General features: G+C 70.6%; 25 protein-coding genes. 7 read left to right on the forward strand and 18 right to left on the reverse strand.

Annotated features, from left to right (window positions below):
* Positions 1-20: 20 nt before the first annotated feature.
* Together ABD732_RS14995 and cobN are read right to left on the reverse strand one after the other, a co-directional pair.
* On the reverse strand, positions 21-548 hold the full coding sequence (locus ABD732_RS14995; protein ID WP_344785155.1) for an FxsA family protein: 528 nt from the start codon (positions 546-548) through the stop codon (positions 21-23).
* 107 nt (positions 549-655) lie between these two features.
* Entirely contained in the window at positions 656-4,276 is a 3,621-nt protein-coding gene (gene cobN, locus ABD732_RS15000; RefSeq protein WP_344785157.1) for a cobaltochelatase subunit CobN, read from the reverse strand.
* Between the two features lie 235 nt (positions 4,277-4,511).
* On the opposite strand from cobN, the gene ABD732_RS15005 reads away from it, so the two are divergent.
* From ABD732_RS15005 to ABD732_RS15015, 3 genes are read left to right on the forward strand one after another with little or no spacing between them, the layout of a single operon-like run.
* Positions 4,512-5,645 carry a precorrin-3B synthase gene (locus ABD732_RS15005; RefSeq protein WP_344785159.1) on the forward strand — a complete coding sequence of 378 codons (1,134 nt, stop codon included), beginning with the start codon at positions 4,512-4,514 and terminating at the stop codon, positions 5,643-5,645.
* Between the two features lie 7 nt (positions 5,646-5,652).
* Entirely contained in the window at positions 5,653-6,276 is a 624-nt protein-coding gene (locus ABD732_RS15010; RefSeq protein ID WP_344785161.1) for a precorrin-8X methylmutase, read from the forward strand.
* A 5-nt stretch (positions 6,277-6,281) separates the two neighbouring features.
* Entirely contained in the window at positions 6,282-7,799 is a 1,518-nt protein-coding gene (locus ABD732_RS15015) for a precorrin-2 C(20)-methyltransferase (RefSeq protein WP_344785163.1), read from the forward strand.
* A 3-nt stretch (positions 7,800-7,802) separates the two neighbouring features.
* Here the strand turns inward: ABD732_RS15015 and ABD732_RS15020 are convergent, their stop codons facing one another.
* The 4 genes from ABD732_RS15020 to dprE2 are packed head-to-tail and all read right to left on the reverse strand — an operon-like array spanning position 7,803 to position 11,270.
* Positions 7,803-8,546, reverse strand: coding sequence for a cobalt-precorrin-6A reductase (locus ABD732_RS15020; protein ID WP_344785165.1), 744 nt, complete (start codon positions 8,544-8,546; stop codon positions 7,803-7,805).
* Positions 8,543-9,328 carry a cobalt-precorrin-4/precorrin-4 C(11)-methyltransferase gene (locus tag ABD732_RS15025; protein WP_344785167.1) on the reverse strand — a complete coding sequence of 262 codons (786 nt, stop codon included), beginning with the start codon at positions 9,326-9,328 and terminating at the stop codon, positions 8,543-8,545. The genes ABD732_RS15020 and ABD732_RS15025 overlap by 4 nt, the downstream gene beginning before the upstream one ends.
* On the reverse strand, positions 9,325-10,524 hold the full coding sequence (gene cbiE, locus ABD732_RS15030) for a precorrin-6y C5,15-methyltransferase (decarboxylating) subunit CbiE (protein WP_344785169.1): 1,200 nt from the start codon (positions 10,522-10,524) through the stop codon (positions 9,325-9,327). The genes ABD732_RS15025 and cbiE overlap by 4 nt, the downstream gene beginning before the upstream one ends.
* Positions 10,521-11,270: a decaprenylphospho-beta-D-erythro-pentofuranosid-2-ulose 2-reductase gene (dprE2, locus tag ABD732_RS15035; RefSeq protein WP_344785171.1), complete on the reverse strand. Its 750-nt coding sequence runs from the start codon at positions 11,268-11,270 to the stop codon at positions 10,521-10,523. Before dprE2 ends, cbiE begins: the two co-directional genes overlap by 4 nt.
* Positions 11,271-11,311: 41 nt before the next feature.
* On the opposite strand from dprE2, the gene ABD732_RS15040 reads away from it, so the two are divergent.
* A complete protein-coding gene (locus ABD732_RS15040) occupies positions 11,312-11,722 on the forward strand; it encodes a pyridoxamine 5'-phosphate oxidase family protein (protein WP_344785173.1) in 411 nt (136 codons plus the stop codon).
* On the opposite strand, the gene ABD732_RS15045 is transcribed toward ABD732_RS15040, so the two are convergent.
* Positions 11,693-12,211, reverse strand: a complete 519-nt coding sequence (locus tag ABD732_RS15045) for a winged helix-turn-helix transcriptional regulator (RefSeq protein WP_344785175.1) — start codon at positions 12,209-12,211, stop codon at positions 11,693-11,695. The genes ABD732_RS15040 and ABD732_RS15045 overlap by 30 nt on opposite strands.
* Before the next feature lie 107 nt (positions 12,212-12,318).
* Between ABD732_RS15045 and ABD732_RS15050 the strand changes: the two genes are divergently transcribed.
* A complete protein-coding gene (locus tag ABD732_RS15050; protein ID WP_344785177.1) occupies positions 12,319-12,717 on the forward strand; it encodes a PaaI family thioesterase in 399 nt (132 codons plus the stop codon).
* A 54-nt stretch (positions 12,718-12,771) separates the two neighbouring features.
* Here the strand turns inward: ABD732_RS15050 and ABD732_RS15055 are convergent, their stop codons facing one another.
* Positions 12,772-13,896 carry a M24 family metallopeptidase gene (locus ABD732_RS15055; protein WP_344785179.1) on the reverse strand — a complete coding sequence of 375 codons (1,125 nt, stop codon included), beginning with the start codon at positions 13,894-13,896 and terminating at the stop codon, positions 12,772-12,774.
* A 62-nt stretch (positions 13,897-13,958) separates the two neighbouring features.
* On the opposite strand from ABD732_RS15055, the gene ABD732_RS15060 reads away from it, so the two are divergent.
* Complete coding sequence (locus ABD732_RS15060; RefSeq protein WP_344785419.1) at positions 13,959-14,882, forward strand: 5'-3' exonuclease; 924 nt, start codon at positions 13,959-13,961, stop codon at positions 14,880-14,882.
* A 10-nt stretch (positions 14,883-14,892) separates the two neighbouring features.
* Here ABD732_RS15060 and ABD732_RS15065 read toward each other — a convergent pair whose 3' ends face one another.
* The 10 genes from ABD732_RS15065 to ABD732_RS15110 form a co-directional block, all read right to left on the reverse strand.
* Complete coding sequence (locus ABD732_RS15065; protein WP_344785181.1) at positions 14,893-15,693, reverse strand: DUF4333 domain-containing protein; 801 nt, start codon at positions 15,691-15,693, stop codon at positions 14,893-14,895.
* A 79-nt stretch (positions 15,694-15,772) separates the two neighbouring features.
* Positions 15,773-18,655, reverse strand: coding sequence for a DEAD/DEAH box helicase (locus tag ABD732_RS15070; protein WP_344785183.1), 2,883 nt, complete (start codon positions 18,653-18,655; stop codon positions 15,773-15,775).
* 77 nt (positions 18,656-18,732) lie between these two features.
* Positions 18,733-19,668, reverse strand: coding sequence for a twin-arginine translocase subunit TatC (tatC, locus tag ABD732_RS15075; protein ID WP_344785420.1), 936 nt, complete (start codon positions 19,666-19,668; stop codon positions 18,733-18,735).
* Positions 19,669-19,759: 91 nt separating this feature from the next.
* Positions 19,760-20,023 (reverse strand): Sec-independent protein translocase subunit TatA, encoded by a 264-nt coding sequence (gene tatA, locus ABD732_RS15080; protein WP_344785185.1) that lies wholly within the window; start codon positions 20,021-20,023, stop codon positions 19,760-19,762.
* Between the two features lie 89 nt (positions 20,024-20,112).
* Positions 20,113-21,072 (reverse strand): helix-turn-helix transcriptional regulator, encoded by a 960-nt coding sequence (locus ABD732_RS15085; protein ID WP_344785187.1) that lies wholly within the window; start codon positions 21,070-21,072, stop codon positions 20,113-20,115.
* A complete protein-coding gene (locus tag ABD732_RS15090; RefSeq protein WP_344785189.1) occupies positions 21,069-22,067 on the reverse strand; it encodes a helix-turn-helix transcriptional regulator in 999 nt (332 codons plus the stop codon). Before ABD732_RS15090 ends, ABD732_RS15085 begins: the two co-directional genes overlap by 4 nt.
* Positions 22,068-22,083: 16 nt before the next feature.
* Positions 22,084-23,442, reverse strand: a complete 1,359-nt coding sequence (pafA, locus tag ABD732_RS15095) for a Pup--protein ligase (RefSeq protein WP_344785191.1) — start codon at positions 23,440-23,442, stop codon at positions 22,084-22,086.
* 5 nt (positions 23,443-23,447) lie between these two features.
* Complete coding sequence (gene prcA / locus ABD732_RS15100) at positions 23,448-24,185, reverse strand: proteasome subunit alpha (protein WP_344785194.1); 738 nt, start codon at positions 24,183-24,185, stop codon at positions 23,448-23,450.
* Positions 24,182-25,045, reverse strand: coding sequence for a proteasome subunit beta (gene prcB, locus ABD732_RS15105; protein ID WP_344785196.1), 864 nt, complete (start codon positions 25,043-25,045; stop codon positions 24,182-24,184). The genes prcA and prcB overlap by 4 nt, the downstream gene beginning before the upstream one ends.
* Positions 25,042-25,233 carry a ubiquitin-like protein Pup gene (locus ABD732_RS15110; protein WP_344785198.1) on the reverse strand — a complete coding sequence of 64 codons (192 nt, stop codon included), beginning with the start codon at positions 25,231-25,233 and terminating at the stop codon, positions 25,042-25,044. The genes prcB and ABD732_RS15110 overlap by 4 nt, the downstream gene beginning before the upstream one ends.
* Positions 25,234-25,393: 160 nt before the next feature.
* On the opposite strand from ABD732_RS15110, the gene ABD732_RS15115 reads away from it, so the two are divergent.
* Entirely contained in the window at positions 25,394-26,731 is a 1,338-nt protein-coding gene (locus ABD732_RS15115) for a DUF1254 domain-containing protein (RefSeq protein ID WP_344785200.1), read from the forward strand.
* The last annotated feature ends 32 nt before the right edge of the window (positions 26,732-26,763 follow it).

The following is a 26,763-nucleotide window of genomic DNA, read 5'->3' on the forward strand; positions in this document are numbered from 1 at the left end:
CGGGCAGGTCCGCGGCGCCCTCAGCGGTCGAAGGTCGGAGGCAGTGCTGGGCGGTCCACGTAGATGGTGCCGTCGGGATTGCGGATGGTGGTGTCGACCACCACGCTGCCCTCGGCGCGGCCGTCGTCCACCACGTCACCGTCGACGTACCCGCGCGGGGTCATCCCGACGATGGTGACGCGCTCGGCGAGCAGGCTCGCCCGGCGGGTGGCCGCCATCGCGACCACCGGGCGCAGCCGGCGGCGCACCGGACCGGCCAGCAGGATCAGTCCCAGAACGGTGCTGACGATGCCCGGGAGGATGGTCAGCAGGGCGGCACCGGCGAACAGCGCCGAATCGGTGAGCGTCCGGCCCGGCGAGGCGCCCTCGGGCTGCGGCGCGCGGGCGGCGGAGAAGATCTCCCGGGCGCGCCGGCCGAGCACGGCGAACCCGATGGCCGAGGCGGCGATCGTGATCAGGATCGCCCAGCCCCAGCCGAGGAAGTGGACCATCGCCCAGAAGGCGGCGATCTCCACTGCGAGGTATCCGACGACGATCCAGGGCTTCATCTTCCGACCTTCCCACGCGGGGCGTGTGTGCGACTGCTTACCGGTTCAACGCACGACGGCCCGATTTTGCTCCCGGGACGCCGCCGGTACCGGCTCAGGGCGGCCGCTCACTCCTCGCGGCGGCCCTCGATCTGCCCTTCGGCCTCCAGGTAGAGCGCCCGCAGCTGCTCGATCAGCTCCGGCGGTGGTTCCCGCCACATCCTGCGCTCGTTGGCCTCCAGCAGCCGCTCGGTGATCCCGTGCAGGGCCCACGGGTTCGACTGCTCCAGGAACTCCCGGTTGGTTTCGTCGAGCACGTACTGCTCGGTGAGCTTCTCGTACATCCAGTCGGCGACCACGTCGGTGGTGGCGTCGTAGCCGAACAGGTAGTCGACGGTGGCGGCCATCTCGAAGGCGCCCTTGTAGCCGTGCCGGCGCATGGCCGACAGCCAGCGCGGATTCACCACGCGGGCACGGAACACACGGGCGGTCTCCTCCGACAGGGTGCGCGTGCGCACGGTGTCCGGGCGGGTGGAGTCGCCGATGTAGGCCTCCGGCGACTCGCCGGTCAGCGCGCGCACAGTGGCCACCATGCCGCCGTGGAACTGGAAGTAGTCGTCGGAGTCGGCGATGTCGTGCTCGCGGGTGTCGGTGTTCTTGGCGGCGACGGCGATCCGCCGGTAGGCGGCCCGCATGTCGTCGACGGCCGGCACGCCGTCGAGGCCTCGTCCGTAGGCGTAGCCGCCCCACTCGGTGTAGACGGCGGCCAGATCCTCGTCGGTGCGCCACTGCTGCGAGTCGATCAACTGCAGCAGGCCGGCGCCGTAGGTGCCCGGGGCCGAACCGAAGACGCGGGTGGTGGCCCGGCGGGCGTCGCCGTGCTCGGCCAGCGCCGCCCGCGCATGCGCGGCGACGTAGTTGTCCTCGTCGGGCTCGTCGGCGGCAGCCGCGAGGGCGACCGCGTCGTCGAGCATGGTGACCACGTGCGCGAACGCGTCCCGGAAGAACCCGGAGATGCGGATGGTGACGTCGATCCGGGGGCGGCCCAACTCGGCCTGGTCGATCAGCTCCAGGCCGGTGACGCGGCGTGAGCCCTCGTCCCAGACCGGGGTGACGCCCAGCAGTGCCAGGACCTCGCCCACATCGTCGCCGGAGGTCCGCATGGCGCTGGTCCCCCAGACCGATAGGCCCACCGACTTCGGGTATTCGCCGTGATCGGCCAGGTAGCGCTCCACCAGCGAGTCGGCCAGCGCCCGGCCGGTCTCGGCGGCCAGTTGCGAGGGCACCGCCTTGGGGTCGACGGAATAGAAGTTGCGGCCGGTGGGCAGCACGTTGATCAGGCCGCGCAGCGGTGACCCGCTGGGGCCGGCCGGGATGAAGCCGCCGCGCAGGGCGTGCAGCACGCGGTCGATCTCGCAGTCGGTGGCGCGCAGTCGCGGCACCACCTCGGTCCCGGCGAAGCGCAGGATGTCCCCGACTGCGGGGGGATGGCCGTCGGCGGCGGCCGCGACCGCGTCGGGCGACCAGTCGCCGGCGGCGCAGGCGCTCACCAGCTCCCGCGCGACGGCCTCGACGCGATCGACCTCGCGGCGCGGGGACGACTCCTCGTCGAGCCCCAATGCCTCGCGCAGACCCGGGAGGGTCTGGCTGCCGCCCCAGAGCTGTCGTGCCCGGAGCATCGCCAGCACCAGGTCGATCTCCATGTCGGCGTCCGGGGCCTGCCCCAGCACGTGCAGGCCGTCGCGGATCGCGGCGTCCTTGATCTCGCACAGCCAGCCGTCGACGTGCAGCAGCATGTCGTCGAAGACCTCTTCGTCGGGGCGTTCGGTCAGCCCGAGGTCGTGGTCCATCTTCGCGGCGGTCAGCAGCGTCCAGATCTGCTGCCGGATGGCGGGCAGCTTGGCCGGATCCAGCGCGGAGATGTTCGCGTGCTCGTCGAGCAGTTGCTCCAGCCGGTTGATGTCGCCGTAGGTCTCCGCCCGCGCCATCGGCGGGATCAGGTGATCGACCAGGACCGCGTGCGCGCGCCGCTTGGCCTGCGTGCCCTCCCCCGGATCGTTGACCAGGAACGGATAGATCAGCGGCAGGTCGCCGAGGGCGGCGTCGGTGCCGCAGTCGGCCGACATGGCCAGCATCTTGCCCGGGAGCCATTCGAGGTTGCCGTGCTTGCCGATGTGCACCAGGGCGTCGGCACCGAAACCCCAGCCGTCGCGGTCGGTGCGCGAGGCCAGCCAGCGGTAGCTCGCCAGGTAGTGGTGGCTCGGCGGCAGGTCCGGGTCGTGGTAGATCGCGACCGGGTTCTCGCCGAAGCCGCGCGGCGGCTGCACCAGCAGGACGACGTTGCCGAAGGTCAGCGCGGCGATGACGATCTCGCCGTCGGGGTCGGCCGACCGGTCGACGAACAGTTCGCCCGGCGGCGGCCCCCAGTGTTCGACGACGGCGCTGCGCAGGCCGTCGGGAAGCCGGTCGAACCAGGCGGTGTAGTCGGCGGCGCCGACGCGGATCGGATTGGCCGCCAGCGCCTCCTCGGTGAGCCAGTCGGCGTCCTGACCGCCCGCATCGATGAGGGTGTGCATCAGCGCATCGGGGTCGTCGGCGGCGGGAGTGGCCCCCAGCCCCGGGATCGGCTCGTCGCCGAGGTCGTACCCGGCGGCGGCCAGCGCCCGCAGCAGGTGGATCAGCGAGCGCGGGGTGTCCAGGCCGACGGCGTTGCCGATCCGGGCGTGCTTGGTCGGATACGCCGACAGCAGCAGGCCCAGCCGCGTGTCCGGCGTCTGCAGGTACCGCAGGCGGGCATGTGCGACGGCGATGCCGGCCACCCGGGCGCAGCGCTCCGCGTCGGGCGCGTAGTACGGCAGCCCGTTGTCGTCGAATTCCTTGAACGAGAACGGCACGGTGATGATTCGGCCGTCGAACTCGGGCACCGCCACCTGGCTGGCGACGTCGAGCGGGGACATGCCGTCGTCGCTCGCGGCCCAGTCGTCCCGCGAGGACGTCAGGCACAGTCCCTGCAGGATCGGGATGTCCAGGGCCGCGAGGCGTTCGACGTTCCAGGCCTCGTCGTCGCCGCCGGCGCTCGCTGCGGCCGGGGTGGTGCCGCCGGCGGCCAGGACGGTCACGACCAGGGCGTCGTAGGTGCCCAACTGCTCGATGAGCTCGTCGGGCGCCGCGCGCAGGGAAGCGCAGAAGACCCCTTCGGCGCGGGCTCCGGCGGCCTCGATCGCACCGCACAGCGCGTCGATGTACTCGGTGTTGCCGGCCAGATGCTGGGCGCGGTAGTAGAGCACTCCGATACGAGGCTCCTCGGCCGGCACCTGTCCGGCGGTGCGCTCCAGCACACCCCAGTTCGGGGTCTCCACCGGCGGCTCGAAGCCCAGCCCGGTCAGCAGCACGGTGTCGGACAGGAAGTTGTGGACCGCCGCCAGGTTCTCCCGCCCACCGGCGACGAAGTAGCTGTGTGCCTGCGCGGCGACGCCGGCGGGCACCGTCGACAGCGACATCAGGTCGGGGTCCGGGTTGAGCTCGCCGGACAACACCACCACCGGAGCGGGGCCGGCGAGGACCGCATCGAGGCCCTCCTCCCAGGCCCGTCGTCCGCCGAGCAGTCGCACGACCACCAGATCGGTGTCGGCGATCAGCGCCGGCACCTCCTCGAGCAGTAGTCGTGCTGGGTTCGCGACGGCGAAATCGGCGCCGCACGTGGCGGCGGTACGCAGATCGGTGTCCGAGGTGGACAGCAGTGTGATCACGGGGGCCTGGCCTACTCCCTGCCGGATGGCGCGTCCGGCGTCGATGGTGTGGCGGCACGGAGCCGCCGGAACGACGCGGGTCTGACTCGGCTTCGGCCGGGTTGCCCCGCCGAAGCCACACAGTGGCGCGACCGCACCGGACTCTCACCGGCTTCCGCGTCGATCGGTCAGTGTCACCATAGTGGAGGACCGGTGCGGCCACCTCCGCCCGTCGGGGCGGGCTTAGGCTGGAGTGGTGAACAGACCGACCGACCGCTGCCCCGGGGTCTTCGCCACCCACGAGGCCGCCGACGGTCGGCTCGCCCGTCTGCGACTGCCGGGCGGGGTGCTGACTCCGGCACGACTGGAGGCTCTCGCCCTGGCCGCCGAGGAACTCGGCGACGGCTACATCGAACTCACCGGCCGGGCCAACGTCCAGGTCCGCGGCATCGCCGCGGACGACGTGGAGACCTTCGCCGACCGGATGATCGCTGCCGGACTGGCCGGGAGCCGCAGCCACGACCGGGTCCGCAACATCGTCGTCTCCCCGCTCACCGGGCGCCTCGGCGGCACGTCCGAACTGTGGACGGTCGCCGACCGGCTCGGCGACGTGCTCCGGGCGAGCGACCGGGCACAGGAGCTGTCCGGACGCTTCTGGTTCGGACTCGACGACGGTCGCGGCGACGTCCTGGCCCGGACGCCCGACGTGGTGGGGCTCTGGTCCGGTGACGATCGCGCCGAGCTGGTGATCGCCGATCACCGGACCGGCCGCACCATCTCCTTCGACGACCTTGCGGACACCCTGCTCGACGTCGCACTGGCCTTCCTGGACCTGCGGACCGACGAGTGGCGGATCGCCGACCTGCCGGCCGACCGTCACCGCGAGCTGCACCGGCGGTTCGCCGGTATCGGCGCGCCGGGCAAAGCTGCCCCGCCCGCTGACGCCCCGGTCGGACCTCGCGTCGGCTGGTTCGGTCAGGACGACGGCCGGGTGCTGCTGGGCGCGGTGACGCCGCTGCACCGGCTGTCGGCGCGCCAGGCGCAGTTCGCCGCCGCCGTCGGCGCACCGCTGATCGTCACCCCGGACCGTGAACTGCTGATTGCCGACCTCACCGAAGGTGTCGCCGAGACCGTGGTCCGGGTCCTGGCGCCGCTCGGCCTGATCTTCGATGCCGGCTCGGCGTGGACGCGGGCGAGCGCCTGCACCGGAGCACCGGGCTGCGCCAACGCCCGCACCGACGTCCGGCGGCTGCTCAGCGAACACGTCGACCGCGGCGGCGACCTCGACGGACGCGAGCACTGGGTCGCCTGCGAGCGCGGTTGCGGCAGCCCGCCCGATGCGCTGGTGCGGGTACTCGGCGCAGCCCCCGGGGACGCCGAAGTAGGCTGAACGCGCCATGAGCGACTATCTGCGTGACGGTGCGGCCATCTACCGCCAGTCCTTTGCCACCATCCGGGCCGAATCGGACCTGTCGGCCTTCCCCGCCGACCTTGAGCCGGTGGTGGTCCGGATGATTCACGCCTGCGGCCAGACCGATCTCACCGCGAACGTGATCGCCACACCCGGCGTGGTCGCCGCGGCCCGGGCCGCACTCGCGGCCGGCGGGCCGATCCTCTGCGACGCGAACATGGTCGCTTCGGGCGTCACCCGTAAGCGCCTGCCCGCCGACAATCCGGTGCGCTGCCATCTGGGTCAGCCCGGCCTTGCCGAGCTCGCCGAGCAACTGGGCACCACCAGAACCGCTGCCGCACTGGAGTTCTGGCGCGACGATCTGGAGCGCTCGGTGGTGGCCATCGGCAACGCCCCCACCGCGCTGTTCGCCCTGCTCGACAAGATCGACGCGGGCTGGCCCCGGCCGGCCGCGATCGTGGGTGCGCCGGTGGGCTTCGTCGGCGCCGCCGAGTCGTGCGCTGCCCTTGCCGAACGGAACGATCTCGAATTCCTCACCGTCACCGGCCGTCGCGGCGGGTCGGCGATCACCGCGGCCGCCCTCAACGCTCTCGCGAGCCCCGTCGAGTGAGCACCGTGGCCGGAAAACTCTGGGGCATCGGGCTGGGACCGGGCGACCCCGAACTCGTCACCGTCAAGGCCGCCCGAATCATCGGCGCGGCCGACGTGATCGCCTATCACTGTGCGCGCCACGGCAATTCGATCGCCCGGTCGGTGGCCGAGCCGTATCTGCGCGACGGGCAGCAGGAAGAGCGCCTGATGTACCCGCTCACCGTGGAGACCACCGACCACCCCGGCGGTTACGCGGGAGCGATGGCCGACTTCTACACCGAGAGCGCCGCACGGCTGGCCGCTCACCTGGAGGCGGGCCGCGACGTGGTCCTGCTCGCCGAGGGCGACCCACTGTTCTTCAGCTCGTACATGCACATGCACAAGCGACTCGCCGGCCGTTTCGATGCCGAGATCGTCCCCGGCGTCACCTCGGTGAGTGCGGCCTCCGCGGCTCTGGGCATTCCCCTGGTCGAGGGCGAGGAGACGCTCACGGTGCTGCCCGGCACGGCGGACGCGGGCGAGCTGATCGCCCACTTCCGTTCCGGGGAGGCGCTGGCGGTGATGAAGCTGGGCCGCACCTTCGTCAAGGTCCGCGAGGCGCTGATCGAGGCCGGTCGCGCCGACGAGGCCTGGTACGTCGAACGCGCCTCCACCGACCGGCAACGCGTGGAGCGGGTGGCGGACGTCGATTCGGCGACGGTGCCGTACTTCTCGCTGATCGTCGTCCCCGGACGGCGGAACAATCCGCTGGCCGCCGCCGAGGCCGGCAAGCCGGGTGACGCCGTCGCGGGTGAGGTGGTGGTCGTGGGACTCGGTCCGGGTCCGGTGGAGCAGACCACCCCGCAGGTGGCCGCCGAACTCGCCGCGGCCACCGATCTGGTCGGCTACGACACCTACCTGCGCCGGGTCACGGCCCGGCCGGGCCAGCGGGTACACGCCAGCGACAACCGGGTGGAGGCCCAGCGCGCCGAGTTCGCGCTCGAGCAGGCCGCCCGCGGTGCCCGCGTGGCCGTGGTCTCCTCCGGCGATCCGGGGATCTTCGCGATGGCGACCGCGGTGGCCGAGGCCGCGGCCGATGAACGCTGGCAGGGCGTGGGCGTCCGCGTGGTGCCCGGGGTGAGCGCCGCGCAGGCCGTGGCCGCCGCCGTCGGCGCCCCGCTCGGTCACGACTTCGCGATCTTGTCGCTGTCGGACCTGCTCAAGCCGTGGTCGGTGATCGAGGACCGGATCAGTCATGCGGTGGCCGCCGACCTGGTCTTCGCGGTCTACAACCCGGCTTCGAGTAAACGGACAGAACAGATCCGCCGGTTCGCCGAGTTGCTGAATCAGCTGGTGCCGTCCGATCGCGTCATGGTGCAGGGCCGGGACGTCGGTGGACGCGGCGAACGCCTGCGGCTGCTGACTGTCGGCGAGTTCGACCCGGCCACCGTGGACATGCGGACCCTGCTGATCGTCGGCTCGTCCCAGACCCGGATCGTCCGCCGGCCGGGCGGCGATCTGGTCTTCACCCCGCGGCACTACCGGGAGCGCTCCGCCGACTGAACGTCAGGCGCCCCGGACCCAATCTGCGGCAGCCGCAACGGAATCGACCCGCGCCAGATCGTCCGGCTCGGGCGGACGCTGCACCATCACCACGTCGATTCCGGCGTCCGCGGCAGCCGCCAGTTTGGCGCGGGTGAGTTCTCCTCCGCTGTTCTTGGTCACCAGCACGTCGATCCGGTGCTCGGCCAGCAGAGCGCGTTCGCCGTCCAGATCGTAGGGGCCGCGGGAGGAGAGGATCCCGCGATGCGGCGGCAGTGGTCCGGCAGGCGGGTCGACGACGCGGATCAGGAACCAGGCATCGGAGATCCCCGCGAAAGCGCCGGCGTCCTGACGGCCGGTGGTCAGAAAGACCCGGCCGCCGCGCTCGGCCACCGCCGTGGCAGCGGCGCCGATGTCGGGGACGCTGAACCAGCGATCGTCCGGGCCGGGCTGCCAGGCCGGCCGCGCCAGCCGGAGCAGAGGCACGCCGGTGCGCGTGCAGGCCGCGTGCGCGTTGGCGGTGATCTGCGCCGCGAACGGGTGGGTCGCGTCGACCACAGCCCGGATCTCGTTGTCGCGCAGCCAGTCCGCGAGACCGTCCACGCCGCCGAAGCCGCCCACCCGGACCTCGCCGACGGGCAGGCGGGGATTCCGCACGCGGCCGGCGAGCGAGCTGATCACGGGAATCTGCTCGCCGGTCAGTACGGCGGCGAGCGCCCGGGCCTCGCCGGTGCCGCCGAGCAGCAGAACCCGCGCAGCCGGATTCACTCCGCCTCCCCGGCGGAGGCGTCCCGGCGCAGCTTGGTCATGCGCGCCTGGGAGTAGAGGTAGCTGTCGGTGACACCGGTGGCGGCATCGGAGTCGAGGACCCGGCCGACGAAGATCACCGCTGTCTTGGTGATACCGGCGGCTTCCAGAGCTGCGGGCAGCTCCGCGAGCGGGGCGCGCACGATCTGCTGGTCGTCGCGCGAGGCGTACGCGACCGTCGCCGTCGGACAGTCGGCGCCGTAGTGCGGCGCCAGCGACGCCGCCAGCTGTGGAGCGCGGTGGGCTGCCAGGTGCAGAGCGAGGGTCACCCCCGTCCGAGCCAGCGATTCGAGGTCCTCCCCCGGCGGCATGTCGGTCGACAGCGTCGAGACCCTGGTGACCAGCAGGCTCTGCCCCACCCCGGGCACGGTGAGTTCGGCGTCCAGCGCGGCGGCCGCGGCGGCGAAGGCCGGCACGCCGGGGACCAGCTGGTAGTCGATGTTCAGCTCGCGCAGCCGGCGCAGTTGCTCGGTGAGCGCGGAGTAGATCGCCAGATCGCCCGAGTGCAGCCGGGCCACGTCGTGGCCGGCGGCGTCGGCGGCGGCCAGACGAGCGATGATCTCGTCGAGCGGCATCCGGGCGGTGTCGATGGTGACGGCGTCGGCCGGCAGCAGATCCAGAAGCTCGTCCGGAACCAGCGACCCGGCGTACAGGCAGGTCCGGCACCGGGCCAGGAGCCTCGCCCCGCGCACGGTGATCAGGTCCGCGGCCCCTGGCCCTGCGCCGATGAAGTAGACCGTCATCGGGTCACCACCCACTGCACCACCGGCAGCGCCGGGCGCCAGGCGGTCTTCGAGCCGAGAGCCGAGGCGTAGTCGAACTGCAACCGGGTGAGCGTGCCGCCGCCCTCGGCGTGCGCGGCGACCAGCAGTTGCTCGGTTTCCAGCGTGACGGCGTTGGCGACCAGGCGTCCACCGCCGGCGATCGCCTCGCGGCAGATTTCCAGAACCTCGCCATCCAGACCGCCGCCGACGAAGACCGTGTCCGGCCCGGGGGCCCCGGACAGCGCGTCCGGTACGGCCCCGGCGACGCTCAGGCGGTCGGCGACGCCGTGCCTGCGCGCGTTCGCGGTGATCCGGTCGGCGCGTTCGGGATCGGCTTCGAAGGCGATCACCCGGCCGGTCGCAGTCTGCCGGAGCCATTCGATGCCGACGCTTCCCGACCCGGCCCCGACGTCCCACAGCAGTTGTCCCTCGGCGGGGGCCAGCGCCGCCACGGTCACGGCGCGGACGGCCTGCTTGGTCAGCTGGCCGTCGTGGGCGAACTCCGCGTCCGCCAACCCGGGCGCCCGGCTCGTCGCCGGTCCCACGCAGTCGATCGCCAGAACGTTCAGTACCGGCGACGGCTCGTCGCGCCAGGTGCGGGCCGTACCGCTCGCGATGGTCTCGCCGGGACCGCCGAGGTCGCCGAGCACCGTCATCTCTGACCGCTCGAACCCCGTGCACCGCAGAAGGTCTGCGACACGGCCCGGGGAGTGTCCGTCGCGGGAGAGCACCAGCAGCCGTGCCCCGTCGGTGACCGCTCCGATGAGTGCTTCGGGTTCTGCGGTCACCAAGGACAGGACGCGGGTGTGCGCGAGATCCCAGCCGAGCCGGGCGGCCGCGAGTGAGATGCTGGAGGGAGCGGGCAAGACGGTGACGCGGTCGGCGCCGACCGCCTTCACGATGGTGCTGCCGATGCCGTGCAGCATCGGGTCGCCGCTGGCGAGGACGTGGACGGTCTGTTCCGGTGCGTCGGATTCCCCGGCGAGGACCTCCTGCAGGTGTTCGGACATCGGTGATCGCCAGGGCGTCGTCGCGGCGCCCAGATCGGCGGGCAGAAGCGCCAGCTGCCGCGCCGAACCGACGATCTCAGTGGCTGATCGCAACTGTGTCCGCGCGTGCCCACTGAGGCCGGCCCAGCCGTCGGCGCCGATCCCGACCACTACGAAGCGTGTCATCGCGGCAGTCGCCGCCAGATCGCGCGGGGCAACAGCCGCATCACGAAGAAGACCGGTCGCAGGCGCCCGGGAATCCACACCTCACCGCGGCCCTTCCGGTAGGCCGTCACCACCGCGTCCGCGACCTGATCGGTGGTCACCGACATCGGGGCCGGGGACGTTCCGGACTCCATCAACTCGCGGGTCATGTTCCCGATCACGAAACCCGGACGGGCCAGCAACACCCGAACGCCCGTGCCCTGCAGCGCATCGGCCAGACCACTCGCGAATCCGTCGAGGCCCGCCTTGGTGGAGCCGTAGACGTAATTGGCCCGTCGCACCCGGACTCCGGCGACCGACGAGAAGACGATGATGGTGCCGGCGCCCCGATCCCGGAAAGCGTTGGCCAGCAGGGTGATCACGCTGATCTGCGCGTAGTAGTCGGTGTGGGCGATCTGCAGGGCGTGTTCCACATCGGTCTCGGCGCGCTGGGCGTCACCGAGGATCCCGAAGGCCACCACCGCGACGTCGAGGGGGCCGTAGTCGGCGACGAGGGACTGCACGAGCGCCGGATGGGCGGCGACGTCGTCGGCGTCGAAGGCGACGGTGACGACTTCCGTGGCGCCCGCCGCCTCGAGCGCGGCCGTCTCGGCCGTCAGGTCGTCGGGGCGCCGGGCGGCGAGCACCACCCGGTTCCCGGAGGCCAGCCGCTGTGCGGTGGCCACTCCGATTTCACTGCGTCCACCGAATACCACGATCGTTCCCACCGGTGCAGTATCTCACCGCGGCCGCTGGCTACAGTCGGGGCATGGCGCGCTCCGTGGAAGACCTCAGTTCCGAGGCCCGGCAACTGCTCACCGAATACCATCTGGCGTCCCTGTCGACGCTCCGGGCCGACGGGACCCCGCATGTCGTGGCCGTCGGTTTCACCCTGCAACCCGAGACTGCGACCGCGAGGGTGATCACCTTCGAGGGGAGCCAGAAGGTGCGCAACGTGGAGCGCGGCGGCTACGCCGCCCTCACGCACGTCGACGGACCGCGATGGCTCACGCTGGAAGGGCCCGCCCGTATCCGCCGCGAGCCCGACCAGGTGCGCGACGCCGAACGCCGATACGCCGAGCGTTACCGCGAACCCAAGCCGAACCCGCAGCGCGTGGTGATCGAAGTGGACGTCACCCGTGCGCTCGGCTCAGCCGGAATGTTCGACGATCGGACCTGACGGGGCCGTGGGGGTGGACTGGGCGGGGGCGACTCGCGCTCCCGGACCGGGAACCGAGCGAACCTGCTCCGGGCCGGTCAGCCGGTGTCCATCGGCGCACTCCAGAACCGCGGAAACCTTCGCGTCGCAGCCGCGGTGCTCGACCACCAGTGCCGGGCCCTCGGGGCCGGCGCGGTGCTTGTCTCCCCACTGCAGGAGTGCGATCAGGGCCGGCTGCAGATCAAGACCGGCCGGGGTGAGCCGGTACTCGCGGCGTGCCCGGGCGCCGGCTTCCTGATATTCGGCGGTGGTGAGCACTCCGGCGCCGACCAGGTGCCGCAGCCGCGCCGCGAGCACCGATTCGGACATCCCGGTGTGCCGGCGGATCTGATCGAATCGGCGCACGCCGTGGAAGACCTCACGCAGGACCAGCACGCTCCACCGGTCTCCCATCACCTCCAGCGCGCGTTGCACCGAACAGTTGCCGGTGTCGTAGTCGAGCCAGTCCATACCGCCGAAGATACCTGACTTCACAGTTGACAGTCAGCCCTTCGCCATCTAGCTTTCGATTACGAAGCCAGGATGTTCCGAGGTCTGGCACACGAACGGAGATCGCCATGACAGCAGCCGACACGACCAGCGCTTTTCTCGACGCCTGCGGACTGACGCTGACCGAGGTGACCGGAAGAAGGGTGGTCGGCACCGTCGAACTCGACGAACGGCATCACACGCCGTGGGGCGTGGTGCACGGCGGCCTGTACGCCAGCCTGGTCGAGACCGCGGCCAGCGTCGGCGCCAGCACGGCCGTCGCCGACGCCGGACAGTTCGCCGTCGGATTGCACAACGGCACAGACTTTCTGCGGTCGAGCACCGGCTGCACCGCCGAGGTGGTGGCCGAAGCGATCCAGCAGGGCCGGACGCAGCAACTGTGGCTGGTGACCGTCACCGACACCTCGACCGGCAAGGCGCTCGCCCGCGGACAGCTCCGCCTGCAGAACATCCCGCTGCCGAGCTGAGCTCAGACGCCCGCCCCGACCACCGACGGCAGGATTCGACCGTCGAGTACGGGATCAGAGACGGGTGAGGCTGCGGGGACGGGTGTTCACCGGCTCGGGACCCTCGTCGGTGAGGATCACGATGTCTTCCAACCGCGCGCCCCAGCGGCCCGGCAGGTAGACGCCGGGCTCCACGGAGAACGCCATGCCGGGCCGCAGCCGGTCGGTGTTGCCGGCAACGATGTACGGCTCCTCGTGCACCGACAGCCCGATGCCGTGGCCGGTGCGGTGGATGAAGTACTCTCCCAGACCCGCCTCGGTCAGCACTTCTCGGGCCGCCGCGTCGATGCTCTCCGCGGTAGCCCCCTCGCGCACGGCGGCCACCGCCGCCGACTGCGCACGTTCGAGGGTGTCGTAGGCGGCCGCGATCTCCGGGGCGGGTTCACCGAAGCAGTACGTGCGGGTGCAATCGGAGTTGTAGCCGACACCGAGCGGTCCGCCGATGTCGACGACCACGATGTCCTCCGCCGTGATCACCCGATCGGACTGTTCGTGGTGCGGGTCGGCTCCGTTCGGTCCGGAGCCGACGATGACGAACTCGGCACTCGAATGCCCCTCAGCAACAATCGCTGCGGTGATGTCCGCGGCCACCTCGGCTTCGGTCCGCCCGGGCCGCAGCCACTCGCCCATGCGGGCGTGCACGCGGTCGATGGCCGCCCCGGCGGCGCGCAACGCATCCAGTTCGGCGTCGTCCTTGATCATCCGCAGTTCCCGCAGCACCGGGGTGGCCAGCCGCACCGGGACGCTGACCCGCTCGGCGAGCGGAATCACGTGCAGCGCAGGCAGCGCATCGGACACCGCTAGCGCGGGGTCGGCACCCAAGCCGTCGAGCGCCAGTGCGTACGGGTCGTCGCCGTCCACCCAGTCGCGGATCGCCAGTCCGAGGTCGCCGACCGCCGAATCACGCAGGGAGGCCAGTTCCAGACGCGCGGTCACCAGGTACGGCTCACCGGTCGCCGGAATCACCAGGGCGGTCAGCCGCTCGAAGGTGTCGGCGCGCACCCCGGTGAGATACCGGAGATCCGGACCGGTGCCGACGACGATCGCGTCGAGCCCGGCCTCGGCGGTGAGTTCGGCGGCGCGCTCCAGGCGGCGCGCATAGACCGCGGAATCGAATCGGGGATGCTCAGCGTGTGCCATGAGTGCCAGCCTATCGACCGTAGCCGGGTCGATTGTGGAACAGTGTGCCCATGGGAAAGGTGATGCTGCTCGACGGCGCGAGTCTGTGGTTCCGGTCCTTCTACGCCCTGCCGGAGAAGCTGACCTCACCCGACGGCCGGCCCGTGAACGCGGTGCGCGGCTTCGTCGACACCATCGCGGCTCTGGTGGCCGCCCACGCTCCCACCCGGCTGGTGGTCTGCCTGGATCTGGACTGGCGCCCGGCCTTCCGCACCGATCTCCTGCCCTCGTACAAGGCCCACCGCGTCGCCGAAGGCGGCGACGGCGGCGCTGAGGAGGTCCCCGACACCCTGACCCCGCAGGTCGACATGATCCTCGACGTCCTGCGCTGCGCCGGCATCGAGACCGCCGGAGCCGCCGGCTGCGAAGCCGACGACGTGATCGGCACGCTGGCCTTCGACGAGGCCGTCGACGACGTACTGGTGGTGACCGGAGACCGCGATCTATTGCAAGTGGTCGCCGACGATCCGGTGAACGTGCGGGTGCTGTACGTCGGGCGCGGGCTGGCCAGGGCCGAGTTGATGGGCCCGGTCGAGGTGGCCGAGAAGTACGCGCTGCCCACCGATCGGGCCGGGACAGCCTACGCGGAGATGTCCATTCTGCGCGGCGACCCTTCGGACGGCCTGCCCGGCGTGAAGGGCATCGGAGACAAGACGGCCGCGAAGCTGATCACCGAGTACGGCGACCTCGACACTCTGGAGAACGCTGCACGACAACCCGATTCGGGCATCTCGCCGCGCATCGCGAACGCTCTGGATCAGGCCGCGGACTACCTCCATGCGGCCCGGGCCGTCGTGGCCGTCCGGACGGACGCACCGATCGAGTTCAGCCGGGGCGATGAGGTGCTGCCGCGGCGCCCCGACGATGCCGCCGGTCTCGAGGCCCTGGTCGCCGAGCTCGGTATCGACGCCAGCGTGCAACGTCTGGGCACCGCACTGGACTGGTGACCGGCGCCGGTCACTCGCTCGGCGCGGAGACCTCGAAGGTGCCGTCGTCGTCGGTCACCTTGATGGTGACCCGCTTGTTCTGCCCGGCGACCGACACCAGGCAGGTGAAGGTCTCTCCGGCCTCCGCTTTCATACCGGACGGGCAGCTGACGTCTTTCACGTCGGTCAGGCCGTAACCGCTGGCCGAGTCCTGATCGGTGAGCACACGCTGCACGCCGTCTTCGAGCCCGCTCTGCGAGAGGGTCTTGCCGACCCACCCCGGCCAGACGAACGCCGACAGCGCGACCAGCGCGGCGATCACCAGCACGACCCCCAGCAGGAGCATCCACAGTCGCTTACCGGGGCCGGACCGTTTCCCGGCGGATCCGGCAGCAGTCTCGTCCGCGGGCGTGCCGACGTGTTCGGGAGCGGGACGGTCGATGATGTCGGTGAACCCGGCACCCGTTGCGGCCGCCCGCACGTCGCGCGCCGGCACCTGCGGTTCAGGCGCCTGCGGCGCGTACTGGGCCCGGCGGGGCGGCGCCTGTTGGGGCGGTCCTTGGGGCGGTCGGGGCCGGTCGTAGTCCGGCCGGGCCTGCGACGGCGGTCCGGCGACGCGGGGACCGTCCGGTGCGCCGTGACGCGGTCCCCGCGGCGGCTGTCCGTGCTGGGGCGGGGGCCCCTGCGGAGGCGGCCCCTGCGGCGGGCGGCCCTGCGGCGGCGGTCCCGGGGGACGCTGCCCCGGGGGCGGCCCCTGCGGGGGAGCACCGCGCCCGGGCCCCGAAGGCGCGGCCCACGGGGACGGCTGTTGCGGGTCGTTCGGCGTGGTCATCCTCTGCCCTTCGCTGGGGACCGGCCCGCACCCGGGCGCGCAGTCGACATGCACTCGGCGGTCACGTTACCGCAGGTCCTCACTCCAGTTCGGCAGCAACCACGCCGCGCCGCAGACTCTTCACCGCGCGCCGCGCGGCGCCGGCGAGCGGCGCCTCCCGGTCCACGCTGTTGCGGATCTGCTCGAGGAGATCGATCACCTGCCGGTTCCAGCGGACGAAGTCGCCCGGGGACAGCAGCTGCCCACCTGCTGCGGCGGCGGTGAGCGCCTCGTGAAGCGGACGGCCCGCCGCCCACGCCGAGATCGGCGCGCAGAAGCCGGTGTCGGGTTCACGCGTGGTGAGCGACTCCGAGCCGCCCGAATGCCGGGCCTGCACCTCGTTGGTGGCCTGCCACACCCGGAGGGTGTCACTCATCGCCTCGCGGAGGCTGCTGCGTCCCGGCAGTGCGTCCACGCCGCCGCCGTAAGCGTCCCGGCGGGACTGGTAGACCATCGACGAGACCACCGCGGCCAGCTCACCCGGAGGCAACCCGTCCCAGATTCCGGCCCGAATGCACTCGGCCACCAGCAGGTCGGTCTCGGCGTAGATCCGGCGCAGCACATCACCGGTGGGCGTCACCTGTAGACCGCCGTCGCCATCGGATTCGAGGTAGCCCAGCTCCCGGAGCACCGCGACGACCACGTCGAAGTCCTCCTCCAGCTTGGATTTACGCGCGCTGATCGAACGCTCCAGACTCTCGATGTCGCGGACCAGCCGGTTACGGCGTTCCCCGAGCCGGAACAGTTTGTCCAGGCCCGCCTCGCGGTGGATGGGATGTGCGCGCAACTGCTCACGCAACTGCGTGAGCTCGCGGTCTGTTCCCTTGTCCTTCTTGCGTTTCGCGGTGCGTCCCACCGGCCGGGTGATCCCGCTGGCGGTGATCGCCTCGGCGAGCCGGCGCCGGCCCCGGCCGCTGCGGGTGTCCGCATCCCGTGGAATCCGGAGGTGGCCGAGCACCTCGGGCGGATTGACGAAGTCGCCGACCCCGACCCGTCCGGCCCAGCCGTCGTCGATCAGCACCAGCGGCCGCGGATCGTTGAGCTGCTGGGCGGCCTCCAGAACCACCGCCAGGCCCCGGTGTCGCCGCGAACTGACGGCGATCACCTGCCCGCGCTTGAGGGCGGCGAGATCCTCGGCGACGGCGTTCTCGCTCTCCACCCGGCGCGCGAATCGCTGTTCGCGCTCGTGCCGCTTGATGTCTTCGCGCAGTGCGAGGTACCCGAGGAAGCCTGCGTGCCGATCACCGCCGGACACCTCTTCGCCGGTGTCGTCCAGGGTGATTCCGGCGTCGACGCCGGCCTTCTCGGTACCGGCGATCAGCTCCTGATCGAGCTGGCGTAGCTTCCGGCGCGCCTGGTCGAGCTGACGGGCCTGTCCGACCAGCGTGCGGTCGGTCTGGAACTGGGCGAAGGAGCGGCGCAGCAGGTGCCGGGAACCCTCCACGCCGAGCCGGTGGATCAGGTTGAGCACCATGTTGTATTCGGGTGCGAAGCTGCTGCGCAGCGGGAACGTGCGCGCCCCGGCCAGGCCGGCGACGCGGTCCGGGATCACTTCCGGCGTCCACAGCACCACCGCGTTGCCTTCGACGTCGATGCCGCGGCGGCCGGCCCGGCCGGTCAGCTGGGTGTACTCCCCCGGCGTCAGGTCGACGTGCGCCTCGCCGTTGTACTTGACCAAGCGTTCGAGGACCACCGAGCGGGCGGGCATGTTGATGCCCAGCGCCAGGGTCTCGGTGGCGAAGACCACCTTGGTGAGACCACGGACGAACAGTTCCTCCACCGCCTGCCGGAACATCGGCAGCATGCCCGCGTGATGCGCGGCGAACCCGCGGCGCAGGCCGGCCCACCATTGATCGACCCCGAGCACCTCGGCGTCGCCGGGTGCCAGCTCCCGCAGGTGCCGCTCGACGATCTCGTCGACCTTGGCCACCTCGGCGGGTTCGATCAGGTTCAGGTCGCTGCGCAGACACTGGGTGAAGGCGTCCTCGCAGCCCTTCCGCGAGAAGATGAAATCGATCGCCGGCAGCAGCCCGTCGTCCTCGAGCAGCCGGATCAGCCGCGGCCGGGGCATCGGATTCGACCGGCCGCCGCGACGATCCGTGCGGCCCCGGTAGTGACGCGCGCGGCCCTCGTCGTCGCCGAGCGAACGCTGCTTGATGTACCGCTTGAGCTCGGTATTGACCTGACGCTTGCCGTGGACCGGTGTAGCGCGGTCGAACAGCTCGAACATGCGGCCGCCCACCAGCATGTGCTGGTGCAGCGGCACCGGACGATGCTCGGAGACGATCACCTCGGTGTCGCCGCGGACGGTGGTGATCCAGTCGCCGAACTCCTCGGCGTTGCTGACCGTCGCCGACAGCGAGACCACCGACACCGACGCCTCCAGTCCGAGGATCACCTCTTCCCAGACCGCACCGCGGAAACGGTCGGCCAGGAAGTGCACCTCGTCCATCACGACGAACGAGAGTCCGGTCAGGGCAGGCGAATTGGCGTAGATCATGTTGCGCAAGACCTCGGTGGTCATCACCACCACCGGCGCCGCGGAGTTGATCGCGTTGTCGCCGGTGAGCAGCCCCACCGATTCCGCTCCGTGCGCAGCCACCAGGTCGTGATACTTCTGGTTGCTGAGCGCCTTGATCGGCGTGGTGTAGAAGCACTTGCCGCCGCGCTGCAGGGCCAGGTAGACGGCGAACTCCCCGACCACGGTCTTGCCGGCACCGGTCGGCGCACAGACCAGGACCCCGCGGTCGTCCTCCAGGACGCGGCAGGCGTCGGACTGGAAGGAGTCCAGCCCGAAGCGCAGCCCGGCGGCGAAGGCCTGCAACTGCGGGCCGGGTGCGGGGGGCGGATCGAGCTCGGGAACTTCACCGGAGGGCTCGAAGTCGGGGTCGTCGATCGGCTGGTCCGGATTCACTGTGGTCATCACCTACAGGATGCCACGAGACCTCGGAGATGCTGCAGGACTACGGCGATGCTGCGGGACTACACCGAAGCCGGGGACTACAGGACCTCGTCGAAGGCGCCCGGACCGCGCACGCGCTCACGGCGCCGGCCGGCGCCGATCGGCTGCGGGGCCGGAATCGGATCGGGCGCCGCGACCGGATCGGCGGTCTCCGACCGGTCCTCGCCGTCCAGCGGCGAGGCCTCGTCGTCGGACACGTTCATCCAGTCCGGCTCCCGCGACGCCTTGCGCTTGTCGTGGATCCGAGCGAACTGGATCGCGAACTCCTGCAGGATCGACAGCGCGATCGCCAGCGCGGTCATCGTGAACGGATCCCCGCTGGGCGTCACCACTGCGGCGAAGACGAACATGGCGAAGATCAGGCCGCGACGCCACTTCTTGAGCCGCTGGTAGCTGAGCACCCCCGTCAGGTTCAGCGCGATGATCAGCAGCGGCAGTTCGAAGCTGACACCGAAGATCAGCAGCAACTGCAGCATGAAGCCGAAATACTGGTCGCCGGCCAGCGCGGTCACCTGGACCTCGTTGCCCACCGTCAGCAGGAACTCGAAGGCCTTGGCGACGACGAAGTAGGCCAGCACCGCACCGCCGACGAAGAGCACGGCGGCCACGGAGACGAATCCGGCGGCGTAGCGGCGTTCGTGCTTGAGCAACGCCGGCGTGATGAACTGCCAGAGCTCGTACAGCCAGATGGGGCACGCCAGCACCACGCCGGCGGTGAGTGCCACTTGCAACCGCAGCATGAACTGGTCGAACGGCCCGGTGGCCAGCAGCCGGCATTCGTCGCCGGCGGTGATGGAGGCCCGGGACTCGGGCGGCAACTCGCAGTACGGGCGGCGCAGCAGCTCACCGAGTGACTCGATGGGGCCGGCTCCGTGCGTGTACCAGAAGAAGCCGACGACGGTGGTGACGAAGACCGCCGCCATCGCCACTACCAGGCGGTATCGGAGTTCATAAAGGTGCTCGGCCAACGGCATGGAACCGTCGGGATTGACCTTGCTGCGCCGGCGCCGGGGATCCAGGCGGCGCAGCACTGCGGGAGTGCGCACGCGTCAGCAGGCGGTGCGGCTATTTGTCTGCGCGGTCTTCAGCGACGTCGCGCGCGCTGTCGGTGAGCGGACGAGCAGTCGGAGCCGATTCCGGGGCCGGGAGTTCGCGCTTGGCCTCCGGCTCCTTGTCCGATCCATCGCCGGTCATCTCGCCGATCTCGGACTTGAAGATGCGCATCGAGCGGCCGAGACCACGCGCCGCATCCGGTAGCTTCTTCGAACCGAACAGGATGACCAGAACGACGATCACCACGATCCAGTGCCACGGCTGCATAGCACCCACAAGTCCACCTCCGCATTTCCACAGGACCTGGATAGTCCGGCATCCTCAGCTTCTTACGATCCCATGCTACCCGAGTCGGCTACTGCCGCTCAGTCTGCGTAACGCGCGCGGGCAGCGGCGGCGGTCCCGGCGATCGCCCCGCGGACCTCCCGGCTCTGCTCGTCGGTGGAGATCAGCCGGACTCGGCCGCCGAAACTCTGCAGCAGCCGGGCCAGCCAGTCCGGCGAGGCATAGGTGATCTCGGCGACCACCGGCTCGGTCTCGCCGGCCGGCTCGGTCAACGGGCGCGCCTGGTAGTACTCGATCACCCACAGTGCCTCCGGGTCGACCTCGATGCGCGCCACCGGCATGGTCTGGTCGTGCGTGGGCATTGAGATCGGGACCGCGGCCACGTCGGCGGGCGGCCGCGCGGGCTCGTCGAGCAGGTCGGCGTCCTGGACACGGTCGAAGCGGAACAAGCGCCGGCCGTCGGATTCTCGGCACCAGGCGTCCAGGTAACTGTGACTGTCGACCACCTGCACGCGGATCGGATCCACCACGCGCTCGGTCACCTCGTCGCGGCTGGGCGTGTAGTAGCGGATGCGCAGCGCACGACGCCGTGCCACGGCCTCGCGGATGGTCGCCGAGGAGGGATGCTCGCCGGGGTCGGCGCCGTCGTCGATCACCACCGCACGCGAGGCGCCGGTAGCCTCCTCGATCTTGGCGATGGCGCGGCGGATCGCATCGGCGTCGAGCGCCCCCTGGGCGTCGAGCAGCATGCGCAGGGCCACCAGCAGGATGTTCGCTTCGGTTCCGGTCAGCCGCAGCGGCCGGTCCATGCCCGCGGTGTAGTGGACGTTGACGTAGCCCCCGCCGAACTCGATGTCGATCAGATCGCCGCCCAGGCCACCGGGCAGGCCGCAGACCCACAACTGGTTGAGGTCCTTGTCGAGCTGGGCTTCGGTGACTCCCAGTTCGGCCGCCGCGACCGACATCTTGATCCCGGGCCGGGCCTGGAAATAGGGCACCATGGCCAGCAGCCGCGAGAAACGGCTCGGTGCAGCGCTCATCGGGCATCTCCTCCCCCGGCCGAGGCGGCCAGCGCATCGAGTTCCGCGATCACCGCGGCCCGCAGATCGGGCGGATCCAGGATGACGGCGTCACTTCCGGCGGACAGCACCATGCGGATCAGGTCGGTGCGCGATCGGATCTCGACGGTCACCTCCTGACCGGGCTCACCGTGCAGTTCCCGGTCGGTCACCCCGGTGGCCCACCGGCGCAGCGCCACGGCCCGTCCGTCGGCGAGCCAGAGGGTGGCCGTCGCGGGTTCGGCCGGGGCGGCGCCCTCGACGGCGTCGGCCACCAGCCGGGCCAGGTCGACCCCGTCGGGCACCCGCACCTCACCGGCATCGCCGACGGCCACGACATCGGAGATCCGCGAGACGCGGAAGGTGCGCGTCTGGCCGCGATCGCGGTCGTGCCCGACCACGTACCAGCGACCCGAGTTGCTGATCACGCCCCACGGTTCCAGCGTGCGTTCGGCCACGCCCGCACCGGTGCGGTGCGCGAAGGTGACCGGACGGCTCTCCCCGATAGCGCTGAGCAGTCCGCGGAAGGCCCGCTCGTCGCCCATCGAGCGTCCGCGGCCGGCGGGGCTGAAGCCCAGTTCCTCGGGCGGGCTGGCATCGATGCCCGCGGCCCGCAGCTTGAGCATCGCCGTCTGCGACTCGACCGCCACGTCGGGGTCGTGCCAGACCGCTGCCGCCGCGGCGACGGCCGCGGCCTCGTCGCGTTCCAGGCTGATCTCCGTGAGGGCGTAGTGCTCGCGTTTGATCCGGTACCCCTCGTCGCCGCCGAGCGGCGGGTATCCGGTCTCCACCGGAATGCCGAGGGCCCGCAGTTCGGCCTTGTCGCGCTCGAGCATGCGCTTGAAGGCCTCTTCGCTCTTGTTCTGATCGTTGTACCCGGTGACGTTCTTGCGCAGGTACGCCGCCGTCACGTAGGTCCGCGTGTGCATCAGGCAGATCACGAGATTGAGCAGTCGCTCGTTCTTTGCGGTGGTCACGGCTCCACTGTAGGCGTCACATCGACGCGATCAGACGTTCGACGCGCTCATCGACGTTGCGGAACGGGTCCTTGCACAGAACCGTCCGCTGGGCTTGATCATTGAGCTTCAGGTGTACCCAGTCGACGGTGAAATCACGGTCGGCGGCCTGTGCGGCGGTGATGAACTCGCCGCGCAGCCGGGCACGGGTGGTCTGCGGTGCCAGATCGACGGCGGCGTCGATCGCCTCGTCGGTGGTCACCCGGGCCACCAGCCCCTTGCGGGACAGCAGGTCGAAGACGCCGCGGCCGCGCCGGATGTCGTGGTAGGCCAGGTCCAGTTGCGCCATCTTCGGATCGCTCAGGTCCATGCCGTAACGGTCCTGGTAGCGCTGCAGCAGTTTGCGCTTGATCACCCAGTCGATCTCGGTGTCCACGTCGCTGAAGTCGCCGGACTCGACGGCGTCGAGCGTCCTGCCCCACAGATCCACCACGCGGTCCATCACCGGATCGGGGGTGCGCTGGGCCAGATGGGTCACCGCCCGGGCGTGATACTCGCGCTGGATCGACAGGGCCGTCGCGGACTTGCCTCCGGCCAGCCGGATCGCGTGCCGCCCGGTCGGGTCGTGGCTGATGTCGCGGATCGCCCGGATCGGGTTGTCCAGGGCGAAGTCCCGGAAGCTGATCCCCGATTCGATCATCTCCAGCACCAGCAGTGCCGACCCCACCTTGAGCATCGTGGTGGTCTCGGACATGTTCGAGTCGCCGACGATCACGTGCAGGCGGCGGTACTTCTCGGCGTCGGCGTGCGGCTCGTCGCGGGTGTTGATGATCGGCCGCGACCGCGTGGTGGCCGAGGAGACGCCTTCCCAGACGTGATCGGCCCGCTGGGACAAGCAGTAGCGCGTCTCGTGCCCGACGCTGAGGACCTTGCCCGCCCCGCAGATCAGCTGGCGGGTCACCAGGAACGGCAGCAGGACGTCGGACACCCGGCCGAACTCGCCGGTGCGCGAGACCAGGTAGTTTTCGTGGCAGCCGTACGAGTTGCCCGCCGAGTCGGTGTTGTTCTTGAACAGGTAGATGTCCCCGCCGATGCCCTCCTCGGCCAGCCGCTGTTCGGCGTCGACCAGCAGATCCTCCAGGATCCGTTCGCCGGCGCGGTCGTGGGTCACCAGCTGTTCCACCGAATCGCATTCGGCCGTCGCGTACTCCGGGTGTGAGCCCACATCGAGGTAGAGGCGGGACCCGTTGGGCAGGAAGACGTTCGACGAGCGGCCCCAGGCGACCACGCGGCGGAACAGGTAGCGCGCCACCTCGTCCGGGCTGAGCCGGCGCTGCCCCTGCATGGTGCAGGTGACTCCGAACTCGGTCTCGATGCCCATGATCCGGCGTTCCATGCCGCTCACCCCTGTTCGATCAAGTCGGTCACCCGGACGTCGTTCAGGCGCACGAAGGCCCGGCGCGGGCGCCCGCGATCGAGAATCGCCACCTCGAGCTGATCGGGGGCCAGGGCGGCCGGCTCGGCGGTCTTCTCGGCTGCCCCCGACGACGAATTCGCCGGTTCCGCCGGGGCCGAGAGCGCGTCCACGGCGACAGACAGGGCCCGTGCGAGCGGCAGATCCGGCTCGTAAGCCGCGGTCATGGCGGACACGATCGGCTCGGTGGTGCCGCCCATCACGAGGAAGGAGTTCTCGTCGGCGATGGAGCCGTCGTAGCCGATTCGGTACAGCTGCGACGGCGTGCTGCGGCCCGGCCGAGCCACCTCGGCGACGCACAGCTCCACCTCGTACGGCTTGGGTTGCTCGGTGAAGACTGTGCCGAGGGTGGTGGCGTAGGCGGTGGCCAACGACAGGCCGCTCACATCGGCGCGGTCGTAGCTGTAGCCGCGCAGGTCGGCGAGCTGGATTCCGGCGCGCCGCAAGGATTCGAACTCGTTGTACTTGCCGACGGCGGCGAAGCCGATCCGGTCGTAGATCTCGCTGACCTTGCGCAAGGTGTTCGACGGATTATGCGCGACGAACAGCACGCCGTCCTCGTAGGTGAGGGCGATGACGCTGCGTCCGCGCGCGATGCCCTTGCGGGCGAGCTCCGAGCGATCGCGCATGATCTGCTCGGCACTGGCGTAGTACGGGAAGGTCACGACTGGTTCTCCCGCCGGTCGGCGTCGGCGGCCGCGCGACGCGCGATCACCGCTTCGGCGGCGTCGGAGATCTCCCGGGCGGGGACCTCCTGGGCGCCGTCGACGTCCACGCGGACAGCGGTCGGGAAGATCCGGCGCACCAGATCCGGTCCCCCGGTGGCCGAGTCGTCGTCGGCGGCGTCGTAGAGCGCTTCCACCGCCAGGGCCAGCGCCTCCTCGGCGGTGACCTCCGGGCGGTACAGCTTCTTCAGCGACGACCGCGCGTAGACCGCACCCGAGCCGATCGCGTCGTAGCCGGCACGTTCCTCGTGCCGCGCTCCGGCCACGTCGAAGGAGAAGATTCGCCCGGACACCGTCTCGGTGTCGACGCCGTCGTGCGGCCCGTCGTAGCCGACCAGCAGCGGCAGTGCGGCGAGCCCCTGCAGGGCCGCCCCGAGGTTGTTGCGCACCATGGTCGCCAGCCGCGAGACCTTGCCGTCCAGGGTCAGCGAGACACCCTCGATCTTCTCGTAGTGCTCGAGTTCGACGGTGAACAGTTTGATCAGCTCGAAGGCCACCCCCGCGGTGCCGGCGATCCCGGCGGCCGAGAAGTCGTCGGTGACGAAGACCTTCTGCACATCGCGGGTGGCGATCACATTGCCCATCGTCGAGCGGCGGTCACCGGCCAGGACCACGCCGCCCGGGTAGGCGACGGCCACGATGGTGGTGCCGTGCGGCACTTTGGCGCCCATGTCAGATCCGTCTCCGGTTCCGGTGTGCGACATACGATTCTGCGGCAGCCGATCTGGCGCGCTGACGCGCAGGAACTCGGTGAACGAGGAGATGTCGCGCGACGCGCCGGTGCCCTGCGGCACCGTCACTGGCCGCCCTTCTGAACGTAGGCGCGCACGAAGTCTTCGGCGTTCTCCTCCAGCACGTCGTCGATCTCGTCGAGCAGATCATCGGTCTCGCCGGCGAGCTTTTCGCGACGCTCCTGCCCGGCGGGGCCCTCGCCGATCGCGTCGTCGTCTCCGCCGCCACCGCCGCGTTTACTCTGCTCCTGCGCCATCGTCGCCTCCTGAAGATGTCCTTTGCCCCACCCTACCGGGGCGGTCGCCGCCACGAGGTCAGCGCCTCGGCCAGTCGCGCCACCGAGATCCGCCGTTCCGGACCCCCGACGGTGCCGCCGGGCGGTTACGCTGATCCGACACATCGACTCGGGAGCGCCCATGCCGGACCCAGACCTGACTGAACTCGCGACACAGGCCTACGTGTACGGCTTCCCGCTGGTTTTCAATCTCAACCAGGTCCAGCGATACGTCCACGAGGGGGTGGGGGCGAACCCCGCCGCGCCGTTCAACACGTTCAGTCACGCCCGCACGATGGCCGGACCGGCCGACACCTTCGTCACGATCAACAACGACACCGTGTACTCGATGGCCCAGATGGACCTGAGTGTGGGCCCGGTCCTCCTGCACGTGCCCGACACCGCGGGCCGCTACTACGTCCTCCAGTTCGTCGACGCGTGGACCGACAATTTCGCGTACGTCGGCCATCGCGCCACCGGCACCGCCGCCGGCGACTTCCTCCTGGTCCCGCCCAGGTGGAGCGGTCGGGCACCGGACGACACCACCGTGATCGAGTTCCCGACTCGGGTGGCGTCGATCGTCGGACGGTGGGCGTGCGCAGGCGCGGACGAGCTCCCGATCGTGACCACCCTGCAGGACGCCACCACCTTGACGCCGCTGGACTCCGAGGCGGCCCCGGCCGGTATCGACCGGCCGGCGACCTCGGATTCGCCGGCCATGGCCTTCTTCGACGAACTGCGGCTGTGGAGCCGGGAATTCCCCGGCGCCGAGCGCGACCGCCCGCTGCAGGAGAGCTTCACTCCACTCGGGATCAACGCCGATCAGCCGATCACAGCCACGGACCCCACGATCGCGCAAGCACTGGCCGACGGCTATGCACGCGGCGAGGCGGTGCTGCAGAAAGTGCTCACCTCCGGGGGCAACAGCCCCTTCGTGAACGGATGGAAGCAGACCTTCCACGTGTTCGACTTCAATCTCGACTTCTTCGGGGTCGGGACCCTCGACGACCCGCGATTCAAGATCGCCGATCCCAAGGTGCGAATCGTCGAGCGGGCCGCGTCCGCCGCCGGCGGCCTCTGGGGCAATCACGCCTACGAAGCGGCGTACATCATGACCTACATCGATGACCGAGGCGAGCAACTCACCGGTTCCCGCACCTACACCCTGCACCTGGATCCCACGCCGCCGGTCGGCGCGTTCTGGTCGATCACGATGTACGACGTGCCGAACTTCTTCATGGTCGACAATCCCATCGACCGATACTCGGTCGGCGACCGCACGCCCGGGATCGTCTACGAGGACGACGGCTCGCTGGTGATCACGATCAGCCACACCGAACCCGACGACGCGACCGCCAGGGCGAACTGGCTGCCGGCGCCTGCCGGGGACTTCCGTCCGGTCCTGAGGATGTACGAGCCGGCCCCGGACGTTCTCGACGGCGCTTACCGGACGCCGGCCATCACGCGCAGCGAGCCCTGATCACCGGTCCGACACCCGAGTCCACTCCTCGA

It is taken from the genome of Gordonia caeni (assembly GCF_039537105.1).
Taxonomy (GTDB): Bacteria; Actinomycetota; Actinomycetes; order Mycobacteriales; family Mycobacteriaceae; genus Gordonia; species Gordonia caeni.